The 13,872-nt window shown below is 52.6% G+C and carries 12 protein-coding genes; 4 read left to right on the top strand and 8 right to left on the bottom strand.

Going from position 1 to position 13,872, the window contains the following annotated elements:
- Positions 1-21 precede the first annotated feature (21 nt).
- Complete coding sequence (locus LX87_RS07390) at positions 22-1,344, top strand: hemolysin family protein (RefSeq protein WP_111627586.1); 1,323 nt, start codon at positions 22-24, stop codon at positions 1,342-1,344.
- 47 nt (positions 1,345-1,391) lie between these two features.
- Here the strand turns inward: LX87_RS07390 and LX87_RS07385 are convergent, their stop codons facing one another.
- Positions 1,392-1,649 carry a hypothetical protein gene (locus LX87_RS07385; RefSeq protein ID WP_510186289.1) on the bottom strand — a complete coding sequence of 86 codons (258 nt, stop codon included), beginning with the start codon at positions 1,647-1,649 and terminating at the stop codon, positions 1,392-1,394.
- Between the two features lie 86 nt (positions 1,650-1,735).
- Between LX87_RS07385 and LX87_RS07380 the strand changes: the two genes are divergently transcribed.
- Both LX87_RS07380 and LX87_RS07375 read left to right on the top strand, forming a co-directional pair.
- Positions 1,736-2,185 (top strand): ferritin-like domain-containing protein, encoded by a 450-nt coding sequence (locus tag LX87_RS07380; RefSeq protein WP_111627584.1) that lies wholly within the window; start codon positions 1,736-1,738, stop codon positions 2,183-2,185.
- A gap of 82 nt (positions 2,186-2,267) precedes the next feature.
- Positions 2,268-2,720, top strand: coding sequence for a ferritin-like domain-containing protein (locus LX87_RS07375; protein ID WP_111627583.1), 453 nt, complete (start codon positions 2,268-2,270; stop codon positions 2,718-2,720).
- A 57-nt stretch (positions 2,721-2,777) separates the two neighbouring features.
- Here the strand turns inward: LX87_RS07375 and LX87_RS07370 are convergent, their stop codons facing one another.
- Both LX87_RS07370 and LX87_RS07365 read right to left on the bottom strand, forming a co-directional pair.
- Positions 2,778-3,122: a hypothetical protein gene (locus LX87_RS07370; RefSeq protein ID WP_111627582.1), complete on the bottom strand. Its 345-nt coding sequence runs from the start codon at positions 3,120-3,122 to the stop codon at positions 2,778-2,780.
- 230 nt (positions 3,123-3,352) lie between these two features.
- Positions 3,353-4,126: a hypothetical protein gene (locus tag LX87_RS07365; protein WP_146624441.1), complete on the bottom strand. Its 774-nt coding sequence runs from the start codon at positions 4,124-4,126 to the stop codon at positions 3,353-3,355.
- Between the two features lie 179 nt (positions 4,127-4,305).
- Between LX87_RS07365 and LX87_RS07360 the strand changes: the two genes are divergently transcribed.
- On the top strand, positions 4,306-5,556 hold the full coding sequence (locus LX87_RS07360; protein ID WP_111627580.1) for a GTPase family protein: 1,251 nt from the start codon (positions 4,306-4,308) through the stop codon (positions 5,554-5,556).
- A gap of 58 nt (positions 5,557-5,614) precedes the next feature.
- On the opposite strand, the gene LX87_RS07355 is transcribed toward LX87_RS07360, so the two are convergent.
- From LX87_RS07355 to LX87_RS07335, 5 genes are all read right to left on the bottom strand, one after another.
- Positions 5,615-6,472: a prephenate dehydrogenase gene (locus LX87_RS07355; protein ID WP_111627579.1), complete on the bottom strand. Its 858-nt coding sequence runs from the start codon at positions 6,470-6,472 to the stop codon at positions 5,615-5,617.
- 96 nt (positions 6,473-6,568) lie between these two features.
- Positions 6,569-7,726 (bottom strand): pyridoxal phosphate-dependent aminotransferase, encoded by a 1,158-nt coding sequence (locus LX87_RS07350; RefSeq protein WP_111627578.1) that lies wholly within the window; start codon positions 7,724-7,726, stop codon positions 6,569-6,571.
- 182 nt (positions 7,727-7,908) lie between these two features.
- Positions 7,909-10,560 (bottom strand): ABC transporter permease, encoded by a 2,652-nt coding sequence (locus tag LX87_RS07345; RefSeq protein ID WP_111627577.1) that lies wholly within the window; start codon positions 10,558-10,560, stop codon positions 7,909-7,911.
- Positions 10,561-10,664: 104 nt separating this feature from the next.
- Positions 10,665-13,301 (bottom strand): ABC transporter permease, encoded by a 2,637-nt coding sequence (locus tag LX87_RS07340; protein WP_229310580.1) that lies wholly within the window; start codon positions 13,299-13,301, stop codon positions 10,665-10,667.
- Positions 13,298-13,636 (bottom strand): PadR family transcriptional regulator, encoded by a 339-nt coding sequence (locus LX87_RS07335; protein WP_111627576.1) that lies wholly within the window; start codon positions 13,634-13,636, stop codon positions 13,298-13,300. Before LX87_RS07335 ends, LX87_RS07340 begins: the two co-directional genes overlap by 4 nt.
- Between the last annotated feature and the right edge of the window lie 236 nt (positions 13,637-13,872).

The following is a 13,872-nucleotide window of genomic DNA, read 5'->3' as shown; positions in this document are numbered from 1 at the left end:
TTTTGCTTCAGATGATCGTGTATGGAATCATACAGTATTCTGCTCGGTGCTTTAATCGCCCTCATACTGGCCGGGTTTTTCTCGGCGGTCGAGATGGCCTACCAATCCGTCAACCGGCTTTATTTTGATCTGCACAGCAAACAGGGGCCCCTGGGTGAGAAACTGGTTTCGGCTTTTCTGAAACAACCCATTCTGTTTGTGGGTACGACCCTGACGGGCAATACGCTGTTTCTGGTCTTATACGGTGTTCTGGGCGTAACGGTTCTGAACCCTTTTCTGGCCACGTACCTCCCCGAATCCCTCCGGCATCCGGTTACACTCATTGTAATCGAAACCTTCATCCTTACGCTGCTATTCATGCCGTTCGGCGATTATGTGCCCAAAAGTCTGGCACTGATTCATCCCGACGCTCTCATGGAACGGCTGGCGATTCCAATATGGATTATTTACAAGGCCATTGCTCCCATCGTCCGGCTGATGGTCTGGCTGACCAAGGGCATCGTTAAAATTATTCCGGGCAGCAAATATTCCGAGATTCGGCCGGTTTTTGGGTTGATCGACCTGAACCACTACCTCCAGCAATTCAACCAGCAGAAACAACCCGACCAGAACGACAACGAAGAGATTGATATCGATACCGAAATCCTGAACAATGCCATCGACTTTCGGAACGTGTCGGTACGCGACTGCATGATTCCCCGGACGGATATTACGGCCATTGAGGTAGATGACAGCATCGAGAAACTCAAACATTGTTTCCAGGAGAGCGGCCACTCCAAAATTGTGGTCTACCGCGACAACATCGACGATGTGATTGGCTACTGCCACGCCCTGTCGCTGTTTCAAAAACCGCAGACCATCGAGAGCATTCTGACCCCCATCCGGGTGGTTCCGGATAGTATGCCAGCCCGGCTCCTGCTTGAAAAATTCCTGGCCGAACGTAAAAGTCTGGCGCTGGTGGTCGATGAGTTTGGCGGCACCTCGGGGCTGGTCAGTGTGGAAGATCTGGTCGAACAAATTTTTGGTGAGATTCAGGATGAATATGACACCAACGAAGACTGGGATGAACGCCAGCTTGACGATAACACCTGGCTGCTAAGTGCCCGGCACGAAATCGAAAATCTAAACGAGAAATACGACTGGAATATTCCTGAAGGCGATTATGATACGCTGGGCGGCCTGATTTTAGCCGTTAATGGCGAAATCCCGAACGTAAACGACGTGATCCAAATGCCGCCCTTCCGGTTCACCATCCTGTCGATGGACGAAGCGCGGATTAACCTGGTCAAGGTATCGACGAACGCCGATGATACAGATCAGCAGAACGATCAGGACGAAGCGTAAACCAGCCTTATTTGTGTAGTTCACTCGGCGGCCTATTAAAATACCGCTTATAAGCCGCCGTAGAATGAGCGTGATTTTGTAGCCGATCGGATGCGCAACCCCTCCGAGCTTCCTGAATTTTCCCGAAATCTTTTCAGGGCAATGGCCTGAAAACCGTCCGAATTGATCTGTTCAAGCTGGAGCATCAGCAATTCAATTACTTTCGCTTCCAGAAACAACTTTTTCAGATCACCGCTCCGCTGACACATCCGGATATCCTCAATAATACCCTTCATGACCGGTGTTACTGGCCATGTCTTTTTTATACGTACTCACCCCATCAAATCGCCGAAACGGGGTAAACATTTGTCCGAAAGATCCGTTTTAAAAACAAACCTTAAACCCCATAAAGATGATTTCGAACGAAGAAATCGTTGACTCGCTCAACGAGCTGGTTAAAATTAATAACGACCGCATTCAGGGATACGAGAAAGCCGTTGAAGACACTAAAGATGCCAACCTCGACGACATTTTTCGCCACAACGTCATTCAGAGCCAGCAGTTTCGGAGCGAACTGGCCGACCACATCGTCCGGATTGATGGCTCGGCGGTATCCAACGCCACCTCAACCGACGTTTCGAGTAAAATTCACCGTGCCTGGATTGACATCAAAGCAGCCCTAACCGGTAAAGACGAGCAGACGGTGTTAAGCTCCGTCGAATTTGGCGAAAATGCCGCCGTCGAAGCGTACGAAGAGGCTATCGAGAAAGACCACATACCGGCCTATATTCGTGAGGTACTGCAAAAGCAACTCGAGCAGTTGAAAATTGCCCGCGATCGCGTGGTTGCTCTGCATAAATAATTGATTAGTAACGAAAATGAGTTGAAAACAGGTGGAGTGCGCTTGTTTTCTTTATGCGAATACGTCTTACTTCCCAATCACCATGACAAACGACGAAATTGTTGATTCTTTAAATGACCTGGTCAAAATTAACAACGACCGCATTAATGGATTTGAAAAAGCGGCCGCCGATATTGAAGACTCCGAACTGGCTTCTTTATTCAAGAATCTGACATCGCAAAGCCGGAAATTCCGGAGCGAACTGGCCGACAGCATCGTCCGCATGGGCGGTGAAGTGCCGGGCATCGAAGAAACCAGCACGGGCAGCAAAATTCACCGCGCCTGGATTGACATCAAATCGGCCTTTACGGGCAAAGACCGTCATACGGTTCTTGAATCCTGCGTTTTTGGCGAAAATGTCGCCGTTGAAGAATACGAAGAAGTACTGGAAGACGAAGAAATTCCGGCTTACATCCGCCAGACCCTCAGTACGCAACTCGATGAACTCCGCCAGACCCGCGATCAGATCGTAACCCTGCGCAACGTGACCGAGTGATTACTACATTATGGACCATACCCGCTGTACAGATGTTGCGGGTATGATCCATTTCGTTTATTTTCCCTTTCTTCCCAAGCTCGTCGACAGCGTGTCCAGCGTATCGGCCAGTTCCTGTAACTTGTCCTTTACGCCATCAGCGGCACCGTCCAGACTTTTGCGGGTTAGTTTAGCGAGCGAATGCAACGACTCGGCAATCTGGAGATTTTTTCCCGCTGCCAGAGCCGCCTTCAACTGCTCCAGTTCATCCGAGATGTCGTCCAGTACCAGGTGGCCCGATCCGAGCGCCCGAACCCATTGATCAATAAAACTGTTCGCCATCGGCTGCAAATGAACCGGATCGGTGGTCAGCTGCCGAACGGTGATGTCCAGAAGCTGGTCTGCATTGTTTGCTTGGGTCATAGCATTTTGAATGATTGTTGAACAGCCACAAGGTACAACGATTGCCTATTACTTTCACTTTTAAGGGTTCATTTTTCACTAAGCCAAGGAAAGCCGCCCGCGAAACAGCCCATCACCCTCTATTTGTCACCCGGTCCTGTCATTCCGGCCAGCGTTTCAGGAAGTGGGTTGTAACAAAAAAGGCAATCCAAGCTGGATTACCTTTTCAACTATCATTTCATAGTAAGCAATTAGTATTCATACCGTACGACGCCCGCGACCATTGCACACAACAGCGGATTGATCACCTTGGTTTCTTCGGTCGAAAGCCGTCCTTTCTTGTCATACGTTTTTTCGATCAGCGCCACCTGTTCCTCGTTCCTGGGCATCCGTTCACTGATTTGCCGACGGTTTCCCGCGAAGGAGTGAGCAAAATACCGGGACATTTTATCGGTGCTCGAATACCAGGTTTCCCGTATCAGCACATCACCTTTGTATTCATAAACCACCCGATAGCTCAACTGGTGATTGGTGTCATATCCCCTCTCCTCTATTTTTTTTCCGTTCTTAAACTCGTATTCCACCGTACCCGTCAGCACGCGCTGCTCCGGATCGCGCTGGTTAAAATAATTCCGCTCGGCTTTCAGCACTCCGTTTTCGTAGTCGTATTCCGACTCGTTATAAGCCGTCCAACCCGCACCATTGCCGTACCGACCGTAACGGATTTTGCCAACCAGGTTACCGTGCTTATTGTACACCTGCTCCACATAAGACTGAAGCTCCAGCTTTCCGCCCGCAACCAGGCCCAGGTAATCAATCCGGATCAGCTTCCCGTCTTTGTTGTAGGTATACTGCTCCGTATTTGTTGGATTTTCGCAGTTACCCGAAAAGCAGAACACTTTCCGGAGCGGAGACGCATCATCATTGTAGGTGTTCCCGCCCGGCTCAATACCAAATTCAGAAGATTCGTTCTGGCAGGCAAACCAGACTAACGCAGAAAACAAAAGGAGTAATCGGTTCTTCATAGATGCACAGGATTTAGTCGTCAGCAAACTAGACTCCAATCCCGCCCAAACCGTTGGAACCGTCAATCCATCAAATCAAAAAATAACAAATCAACAACTCGATTTAACCGATAATGGAATTTCCGTAAACATTTCGCCTATTATTTATCTATACTTGACGACAAGAATCGCTTTTTACCATGAGTCAACCCCTGCAATCCCAGCTCAGCGACGTTCTTCAGAAACTGGAGTCTCTGCTGGAGCGTGTTCCCGAAACCGTAGCGAAAGAAGTCCGTCAGCAAATCCGCGAATTCCGTCAGATTCTGGTCGATACCCGTGCTCCGCGTTTTGCGCTCGTCGGTCGGCGGGGTAGCGGAAAATCGTCGCTGATCAACGCTATTTTTGGTCAGAAAGTGGCCGAAGTGGGGCACGAAAAAGCGCAAACCGGTGAAGCAACCTGGTGGCCATACTCCGGTGAACTGGGCTCCATCGACATCCTGGATACGCGCGGATTGCAGGAAGGCTCGCGCCCCAGTGAAGCGGATACCGCCACCTCTCCCGTTGAATCGATTCTGGCGGCCTTACGCGAAAAAGCGCCGGACATAATGCTGTTTCTGATCAAAGCCACGGAAGCCGATGCCGGAATCGACAACGACCTCGATGCCCTGAAAACAATCAGTCAAACCATTGAGCAAGTCCATAATTACCGTCCGCCAGTCATGGTGGTGGCAACCCACTGCGACACGCTCGAACCCAAAAATGTCCGCTTGCACAAACCGGAGGAAGAAAATCCGGACGATGTGCAGGAGAAACTGGAACGTGTGACCGTAATCGAAAACCTCTTGCGGGCGAAATTCGAAGCGGACCCGTATCTGAAAGAATCCCTGATTACGGTATTGGGGGTGTCGTCGTACCAATCCTGGAAAAACGACCGGCTCCGCTCCGACGAACGCTGGCGCATCGACACGCTGCTGGATTACATTTTCAATGAATTGCCGAAAGAAGGGAAACTGGCCTTTGCCCGATTGAGCCAGATCCAAACCCTGCAGGAGTCGATTGCCAACCGCCTGACACAGATTGTGGCGGCTATTTGCGGGGGCATTGCCGCCGTGCCCATTCCGTTTGGCGACATTGTGCCCATCACGGCCTTGCAGATTTCCCTCATTAGCGCCATTGCCTACGTGGCCGGGCGGCAACTGAGCCCGGAAACCGCCCGGGAATTTCTGACGGCCATTGGGGCCACCATCAGCGCCGGGCTGGTGCTGCGGGAAGTCGCCCGGGCTTCAATCAAGTTTCTGTTTCCGGGCGGGGGCAGCGTGATCTCCGCCGGAATTGCCACCTCCGCGACACTGGGTATCGGCAAAGCCGCCACGGCATATTTCATTCAAAACCTCAGTCTAGAAAAAGCCCGGCAGATTTTTGAGGGCGAACGAAAAAAAGCGAAGTCGTAAGAAGGCCGAAACAGTTTCAGACCGGATGGACTGACAAAACCCCATCCGGTCTGAACGTTTATTTCCGGTCAATTCCCTCCAACACCCGCCGAATCTGGTTGGCGCGGGCCATAAACTCCGAGGAATCTTTCAGGTTCTGCTCATCGATCAGGACTTTAAACTGCTTCAGAAACTCGATATAATCGCCCAGCGCCTGCGAAACGTTCGTTCGGTTCTGGTCGAAAATGGGCGCCCACATCTGCGGAGAACTTTTTGCCAGCCGGACCGTCGAACTGAAACCCGTACTCGCCATGTCGAAAATCGCCTGTTCGTCTTTTTCCTTTTCCAACACCGTCAAACCCAGCGCAAAAGAGCTGATGTGACTCAGGTGCGACACGTAAGCCAGGTGCAGATCGTGCTCCTGCGGATTCATGTAGAACAGCTTCATACCGATGTCGCTAAACAGGGCTTCGACCAGTTTCAGGCTGTCAGGACGGCTTTTTTCCCGGTCGCAGATAATGAGGTTTTTGCCGGGCAGCAACTCCCGGAAAGCCGCCCCCGGACCGGAGTTCTCAGTACCCGCCATCGGGTGAACGGCCACAAACTGCGCCCGTTTCGGATGGGCATCGGCCAGTTGACAGATCAACCCTTTCGTCGAGCCTAAATCCGTTACCGTGGCCCCTTCCGGCAGGTGGTCCAGCACCCGCGGTAGTAAATCCAGAATGGTATTGACCGGCGTGGCCAGGACCACCAGCGTACTGACGGCCACGGCTTCGTCCAGCGGTTTCATCTGGTCAACGATGCCTTTGGCGAGCGCCAGTTGCCCGTGGACGGGGGAAGCATCGACGCCCACAAACGTCGCCTTCGGGTATTTTTCCCGAACGGCCAGGGCAAACGACCCACCTAATAACCCAACTCCTACAATCGTAATGGTCATATCTTTCTTCTCTGATTACCTCTGATTATCCCTGATTAGCTCTGATTTACAGCTATTAATCAGGGTTGATCAGAGAACATCAGAGCTAATCAGAGGTTATTTTGAGATTCGGTGTACGGCTTCCCAGATGCGTTCTTTCGGCATACAGAGCGACAACCGGATGTAGCGGTTGCCTTTCGGGCCGAAGATAAAACCGGGGGCAATGAAAATGTGCTTGTTGTAGAGCAGATCGTCCACCAGTTGCTCGGCAGACTGGACCTCATCGGGCAATTTAGCCCAGAAGAACATGCCTTCCTGGTCGTCGGCGTAGGTGCAATCCAGCGCGTCCAGAAAAGCCGTTGCGGCTTCCAGCCGGCCTTCATAAACGGCGTTTCGCTCCTGGTGCCAGGCGTCGGGATTCCCCAGTGCTTCGGCAGCCGCGTCCATAACGGGTTTGAACATGCCGGAATCCACGTTGCTTTTGATCGACAAAACTGCATCGATGTACGGTTTCGACGAAGCCATCCAGCCAACCCGCCAACCCGCCATGTTGTGCGACTTGCTCATTGAGTTCAATTCAATCGCTACGTCTTTTGCGCCGTCGATGGAAAGCAGACTAAGGGGCGGTTTCTTGTTCAGAATCAGGCTGTACGGATTGTCGTGGCAAAGCAGAATCCGGTGATCGTTGGCAAACCGGACGGCTTTTTCAAACAATTCGCGCGTAGCCGGGGCACCCGTCGGCATGTGGGGATAATTGAGCCAGATGATTTTGGTTCGGTCGGAAACCAGCCCTTTCATCGCCTGCCAGTCCGGTTGCCAGCCCTGATTTTCGAGCAGTGGATATTCCTTCACATTGGCCCCCACCATCTTGCTCACGGCGCGGTAGGCCGGGTAGCCCAGTTCTGGCACCAGTACCTCGTCACCGTCGTTCAGAAACGTCAGTGAAATGTGCGTAATGCCTTCTTTGGAGCCCAGCAGCGGCAGAACTTCCGTTTCAGGATCGAGCGAAACCTGGTACATATGCGCGTAATATCGAGCAATGGCATTCCGGAGGTCGGGCGTGCCTTTATAATTTTGATAACCGTGGGCGTTGGCTTGCGCAGCCGATTGGCTTAACGCCTGAAGGGTGTTGGCAGACGGCATCATGTCGGGATTGCCGATGCCCATGTTAATCACGTCGTGCCCGGCCGCCAGCAGTTTACGCACTTCGGCCAGCTTGACCGAAAAGTAGTATTCCTGCGTTTGTCCGGCGCGGTGAGCTACTGGAATTATCATTGCTTGATCGAGTCGCCGAAGCGACGAATTACACGGATTAAATAACGGAGCCGCAAAGGTACGGTATTTCCGTGTAATTCGTTTTGAACTGGGATTACGCCGATTCAAAGATTACGGAGATGGCTGCCGCAATGCTTTTTTCTTTTAATCCCTTCATCCGCGGAATCCCGATTCAGGACAATTCATTCACTCCGCAAGCTCTTCACCGGATCCAGCAAAGCCGCACGGATACTCTGGAAACTGATGGTAACGAGTGCAATGCCAATAGCCAGCAAACCCGCCAGCGCAAACACCCACCACTCGATATCGACTTTGTAGGCAAAGTCTTTCAGCCATTCGGTCATGGCCCACCACGCAATGGGAGCCGCCAGCAACAGGGCGATAAAAACCAGTTTCAGGAAATCTCTGGACAAAAGGGCGACAATTCCGGCCACCGACGCGCCCAGCACTTTCCGGATGCTGATTTCTTTGGTGCGCTGTTCCGCCGTAAAGGTGGCCAGCCCAAACAGACCCATGCACGAAATCAGGATGGCAACAGCCGTGGCAATAGTGACCAGTCGGCTGGTTTTCTGTTCTTTTTCGTACAGGTTGGCAATCCGCTCGTCCAGAAAATCGTAAGTAAATTTTTTGTCGGGGTGTACGGCTTTCCATTGTTCCTCGATGCGGGCCAGGGTCGCTTTCAGCTCCTCCGCCGATTTGCCCTGCAACTTGACGCCGAGGTTGCGGGCCTGCGGTAGTATTCCGATAAAGGCCGGATCAATTTTGGAGTGGAAAGACTGTTCGTGAAAATCGGCCACGACGCCCACAATCGGGTATTTCGTCCCGTCAAATTCTACCATCTTATTCAGCGCATCCGCCGGTTTCCGGAAACCCAGGCGTTTGGCGAAGGTTGAATTGATGACCAGTTCCCGAAGTGAATCGCTCTTCTGAAAATTCCGACCGGCCAGCAAACGAATGTTGTAAAGCGGAATAAAATGCTCGTCGCCCACTTTCGCCGATACGTCGAGTTCAATCTCCTTTTTGCCGTAATACTTCATTTTGGTCATCATGTAGCTCATGCCCATCGGCGGAAACCATTGTTTAGCAACCCGTTCGACGCCGGATAGCTGTTTAATTTTCTCGGCCAGAAGCTCGGTTTTCCCGGCTCGCCCGGAGTGAACTTCAATAATGGCATCGGTCGTAAAACCCAGGTCTTTGTTCCGGATGTAATTGAGTTGCCGCTCCACGATCAGCGTTCCAATAATAAAAATGAGGGACACCGTAAACTGAAACACAATCAGGGCCTTGCGCAGATACCCTTTCTGTCCACCCAGCAGCGTGCTCTGGCCTTTGAGCGTCAGAGCGGGCAGGTACGACGACAGCACCAGGGAGGGATAAAAACCGGCCAGCAAAGCCGTACAGACCGTTAAGCCCAGCAGAAACAGACCGGTTTCGACGCTAAACAAATTAAACGTTAAACCTGTGGGAGTCAGCGATTGAGATGCCGAGAGGATAGGATTAACCAGCATCAGCGCCACACTAACCGCCAGCAATGTCAGCAGAGCCGTTTCGCTCAGGAACTGAAAAACCAGACTTTTCCGACTGCTGCCCAGCACTTTCCGCACGCCCACCTCTTTAGCCCGCTGTACCGATTGGGCCGTCGACAGATTGACGAAGTTAATGGCCGCAATCAGCAGGATAAACACTGCTACGCCCATCATACCGTATAGCGTCGGCAGGTGGGCTTTTCGGGAATAGTTATCCACGTAATCGCCGTCGAAATGCAGATCGGCCAGGGGTTGCAGCCCCGGCGTAAACTTAAATTCTTTCTGAAAATGCTTCCGGGAAAACTGCTGAAAAGCCGCGTTGAACTGCTCGGGTTTGGCCCCCTCCGGCAACTTGACAAACGCCTGCGACGACGACCAGATATCATCCCACTGATCGAGATTAATGCTTTGTTTCATCCGGCTGCTGCGGACCGTCGCTATCGAAATAAAGTCGGTAAACGTCAAATCCGTTGGCTTGCCCCACTCTTTCACAATACCGCTCACACTGACCTGAACGGAATCCCAGTAAATGACCTGTTTGCCCAGGATTTGCACGAGCGGCAGATTACCAAAGTATTTACGGGCCTTGCGCTCCGACAGCACCAGTTGAAACGGTTCGTTCAGGGCGGTTTTCGGATTTCCGGCCAGCCACTGGTACTGAAAAATATCAAAATACTGGGGATCGGCTACGATGATTTCTTCACTTCGGATATCACTTTCTTCAAACCGCTCCGGTTTTTCCGAACCGTTGGGAATCAATACCGTCGAACGGATATTGTGAAAAGCCGCTACGGTGCCCAGCCCGGCCACCTCCTCCCGAACAGCCGCCGGAACGGCATTGGGAACAAAACCGGCGGGATGGCTGTCAGCCCTCGGATTGAATTTTTCGATGCCCACCAGCCGGTAAATCCGTTCCCGATCCGGATGAAAGGTATCAAAACTCAGCTCGTAGTTCGTAATCAGGTAGATCACCAGACAGGCCGTTACACCCAGACTCAGCCCAAAAAGGTTGATCAGCGCACTGACCTTGTATTTAGTCAGGTTTCGAAACGAGGTTTTGAGGTAATTGCGAATCATGACAGGATGCAGAAAAGAAGGGGTTGAATCGTCCGCTGTCCGGCGTTTCAGCGCAAACGGCTTTATAAATTTCAGTACATTCAGCAGGTAACGGCGATTGGCTCCGGCCACACCGGCCCGCAGCACATCCCGCCCGTAGCGTTCGTGCAAATCACCCAGGATTTCCTCCCGCAAGTGCGGAGCGCAGAACAGTTCCAGCAGACGGACGGCCCAGCGGGGCGGATTTTTCATAGTGAAGCGTGAAGAATTACGAGTGATGAGCTAAACGTAATGGCGAACCAGGCTGAACAATAGGGCGATGACTTCATACGCTACGTTGATTTCTTTTTAACTCATCATTCGCTCCGCAGCGACTTCACCGGGTTCATCAGGGCGGCTTTGATGCTCTGGAAACTGATGGTGAGCAGGGCAATCCCGATGGCCAGCAAACCCGCCAGCGCGAACACCCACCATTCCATGCCGATCTTATAAACGTATGTCTGCAACCACCGGCTCATCGTATACCAGGCAATGGGTGAGGAAACGACGATGGCCAGCAGCACCAGTTTGAGAAAATCCTGGGAAAGCAGACCGACAATGCTCGGAACCGATGCACCCAGCACCTTCCGAACCCCGATCTCTTTCGTGCGTTGCTCAGCCGTGAAAGCCGCCAGCCCGAACAAACCCAGACAGGAGATAAAAATCGCCAGAAATGCAAAGTAATTAGCCAGCGTCCCGACCACCGTTTCGCTGTGGTAAAGTTTCTGAAAGGCATCATCTCCAAACGTGTAGGAAAACGGGAACTTCGGGTTCAGTTGCTTCCAGACGGTTTCCAGACTCGCCAGCGCCTGCCGGGTCTGGCCGGGCTGCGTACGGACAATGATGTTTTTCCTGGCCGCGTTCGGACTTAGCTTGGCAATGAACGGTTCGATGGCGATGTGCATCGAACTCTGGTGGAAGTCCTCCACCACGCCGATGATGGTACCGGCTTTACCCCACATCGTCAGCGGTTTACCGATCGGTTGCTGGTAGCCAATCCGGCGGGCCGCCGTTTCGTTGATCAGGTAACTAACCGAATCCGTGCTGAACTCTTTCGAGAAATCCCGGCCAGACACCTTCACTTTCAGCGTCTTTGTAAAATCGTAATCGACCTGCGAAAACTGAAACTGGATGCTGGTGCTGGGGTCTTTGCCCGGCCACTGCACGTTGCCGGTGCTGCCAAAGCTGGCCGTTGGCGTGCCGTCCATGAAGGTCATGGTCTGAATACCGGGCATTCGGAGCACTTCCTGTTTGAAGGTCGCGTATTTTTCGGCCAGATCTCCTTCGGCTGACAAATAAATCAGGCCCTCCCGGTCGAAACCCAGGTTTTTGGTCTGGATAAAATCAATTTGCCGGTACACCACGATGGTGCCGATGATGAGCAGCATGGATAAAACAAATTGAAATACCACCAGTCCCTGCCGGAACAGCCGGGCACCGGAGCCAAACCGGATGCTCCCTTTCAGGACCCGAATCGGATTAAGCGACGACAGAAAGAGCGCGGGGTAACTTCCGGCAATGAGGCCCGTAACGAGCGTCATGCCCAGCAACGTGAGCCAGAACGAAAGCCGCGTGAACTGAAACGTAATATGCTTGTCGGTCAGTTCGTTGAAAAGGGGCAGCAGCAGCCAGACCACCAGCACGGCCCCGATCAGGGCCATTGATGCCAGCACCAGCGCTTCGCCGATAAACTGCCCGATGAGCAGGCTCCGCCCGGCCCCGACCACTTTCCGAACCCCTACCTCGCGGGCCCGTTTGACCGAGCGTGCCGTGGCCAGATTCATGAAATTGATGCAGGCAATCAGCAGAATAAATACCGCTACGATGCCAAACAACCGGACGTATTCGATGCGGCCGCCGTCCTGATACCCGTGTTTGAAATTCGAATACAGATACGCTTCCTGAAACGGTTGCAGAAAGAGCTGAATGTCCAGTCCTTTTTGCACCATACCGGGATTCCGGCTTTTCAGGAACGACTTCATTTTGGCTTCCAGCCGGGCCGGATCGGCCGGTACCCCGTTGCGGTCGGTGCGGAGCATGATGCGGGTTTCCGGAGCGTTGGTGCCCCAGTCTTTCAGCCACTTATTGCGTTTCAGAAAGTCCTGCCAGGCCAGCAGGTAATCGTATTGATCGGAACTGTTTCGGGGAATATCTTCAAAAACCGCACTGACCTGATAATCGTCTTTGTTGTCGAGCCGGATGCTTTTGCCAAGGGCTTCCTGCGGGCTGCCAAAATAGTTTTGGGCCATCTTTCGCGAAATGGCGATGTGGGTGGGTCCGCTCAATGCCGTTTCGGCGGTTCCGGCCAGCAGCGGCAGGCTGTACATTCTGAACCAGTCGGCGCCGACAAAACGCCCTTTTTCTTTGTTCAGCTTGTCGCCCACTGCGAACGTATGCTGATCCTCCCACGAATACCCCGCAGCATAGGCAATCTCCGGAAACTCTTTTTTGAGTTCATCGGCCAGCAAACCGGGCGTTCCGGAACCGGCTTCCACTTTCCCGTCGTAGAACTGGCGCTCCATGACATTGTACAACTGCGGCCCGTTGGCGTGGTAGGCATCCACGCTGAGTTCATCCTGAATCCAGAGGCCGATGAGCAGGCTACACGCCATGCCGAGGGACAGACCGAGGATGTTGATCGTTGAAAACGATTTGTTGTGTGCGATGTTCCGCCAGGCGATTTTCAGGTAATTCCGAATCATACTCGTGTTCATCAGATAAGTTGTTGGAAAGTTTTCGGATTGGCGTTTGAAGAAGAACGGCCCTCCAGCCCGGGGCTTCAAAAAACTCAGGACTTCGCGCCCATACTGCCGCCGGGCATACGGTATTCCGAACAGCCGCGCATTCCGCAGAAACCGTTCGTACAGATCGCCCTGCACCTCCTCCAGCAAGTGCGGAGCGCAAAACCACTCCAGCAATCGGGCGGCCCAGCGGGGCGGCAGAACGGTTTTCATAAACTAACAGCGGGTAATCCATTCGGGGCAATCGAATCCCAGAGTTGCTTGCGAACCGCCCGGATGTCGTGCAGCGTGCGGCTGCCCAGCACCGTAACCGTAAAAAGCCGTTTGCGCCGACCACCCCGTTCGGCGGTGGCCTCGCCCAGGTGTGACTTCAGCATCCCCTTTTCTTCGAGTCGGTGTAAAGCCGCGTGAACCGCGCTGATGCTGACCGACCGGCCCGTTTGCCGCTCCAGTTCGTCGGTGATGGCAACACCGTAGGCTCCCTCGGCCAGAACCGCCACGGTGAGCAGCACTACTTCTTCAAATTCACCAAGGTATGATCGTCTCATGGCCGGGAGATATAATTAACTTCTGTAGAACAAATCTGCTGCCAGAAACAAAAAATAGCCATTCCAGCCCATTTAGCGGAGTTTCACAAAAAATGCTGTCCGAATTCGTACAGTTTGAATGTCCGAACGCGAACAGCAAAAATCGTTTTTACGGATTTACTCACCGGGTTTCAGGGCATACTGCCGGTTAGGTTTGTCACGATCACGAACGCCTTAAGAGACACCTGCTATCCGTA

This window comes from Larkinella arboricola (genome assembly GCF_003259745.1).
GTDB classification, from domain to species: domain Bacteria; phylum Bacteroidota; class Bacteroidia; order Cytophagales; family Spirosomataceae; genus Larkinella; species Larkinella arboricola.
Note: the sequence above shows the minus strand (reverse complement) of the source record. Positions and strands in the feature narration are given on the sequence as shown.

What these genes read in the sequence shown, in the direction of transcription:
- LX87_RS07390 (WP_111627586.1), top strand. Translation starts at nt 22, where the DNA reads ATGGAATCATACAGTATTCTGCTCGGTGCTTTAATCGCCCTCATACTG.
- LX87_RS07380 (WP_111627584.1), top strand. Translation starts at nt 1,736, where the DNA reads ATGATTTCGAACGAAGAAATCGTTGACTCGCTCAACGAGCTGGTTAAA.
- LX87_RS07375 (WP_111627583.1), top strand. Translation starts at nt 2,268, where the DNA reads ATGACAAACGACGAAATTGTTGATTCTTTAAATGACCTGGTCAAAATT.
- LX87_RS07370 (WP_111627582.1), bottom strand. Translation starts at nt 3,122, where the DNA reads ATGACCCAAGCAAACAATGCAGACCAGCTTCTGGACATCACCGTTCGG.
- LX87_RS07365 (WP_146624441.1), bottom strand. Translation starts at nt 4,126, where the DNA reads ATGAAGAACCGATTACTCCTTTTGTTTTCTGCGTTAGTCTGGTTTGCC.
- LX87_RS07360 (WP_111627580.1), top strand. Translation starts at nt 4,306, where the DNA reads ATGAGTCAACCCCTGCAATCCCAGCTCAGCGACGTTCTTCAGAAACTG.
- LX87_RS07355 (WP_111627579.1), bottom strand. Translation starts at nt 6,472, where the DNA reads ATGACCATTACGATTGTAGGAGTTGGGTTATTAGGTGGGTCGTTTGCC.
- LX87_RS07350 (WP_111627578.1), bottom strand. Translation starts at nt 7,726, where the DNA reads ATGATAATTCCAGTAGCTCACCGCGCCGGACAAACGCAGGAATACTAC.
- LX87_RS07345 (WP_111627577.1), bottom strand. Translation starts at nt 10,560, where the DNA reads ATGAAAAATCCGCCCCGCTGGGCCGTCCGTCTGCTGGAACTGTTCTGC.
- LX87_RS07340 (WP_229310580.1), bottom strand. Translation starts at nt 13,301, where the DNA reads ATGAAAACCGTTCTGCCGCCCCGCTGGGCCGCCCGATTGCTGGAGTGG.
- LX87_RS07335 (WP_111627576.1), bottom strand. Translation starts at nt 13,636, where the DNA reads ATGAGACGATCATACCTTGGTGAATTTGAAGAAGTAGTGCTGCTCACC.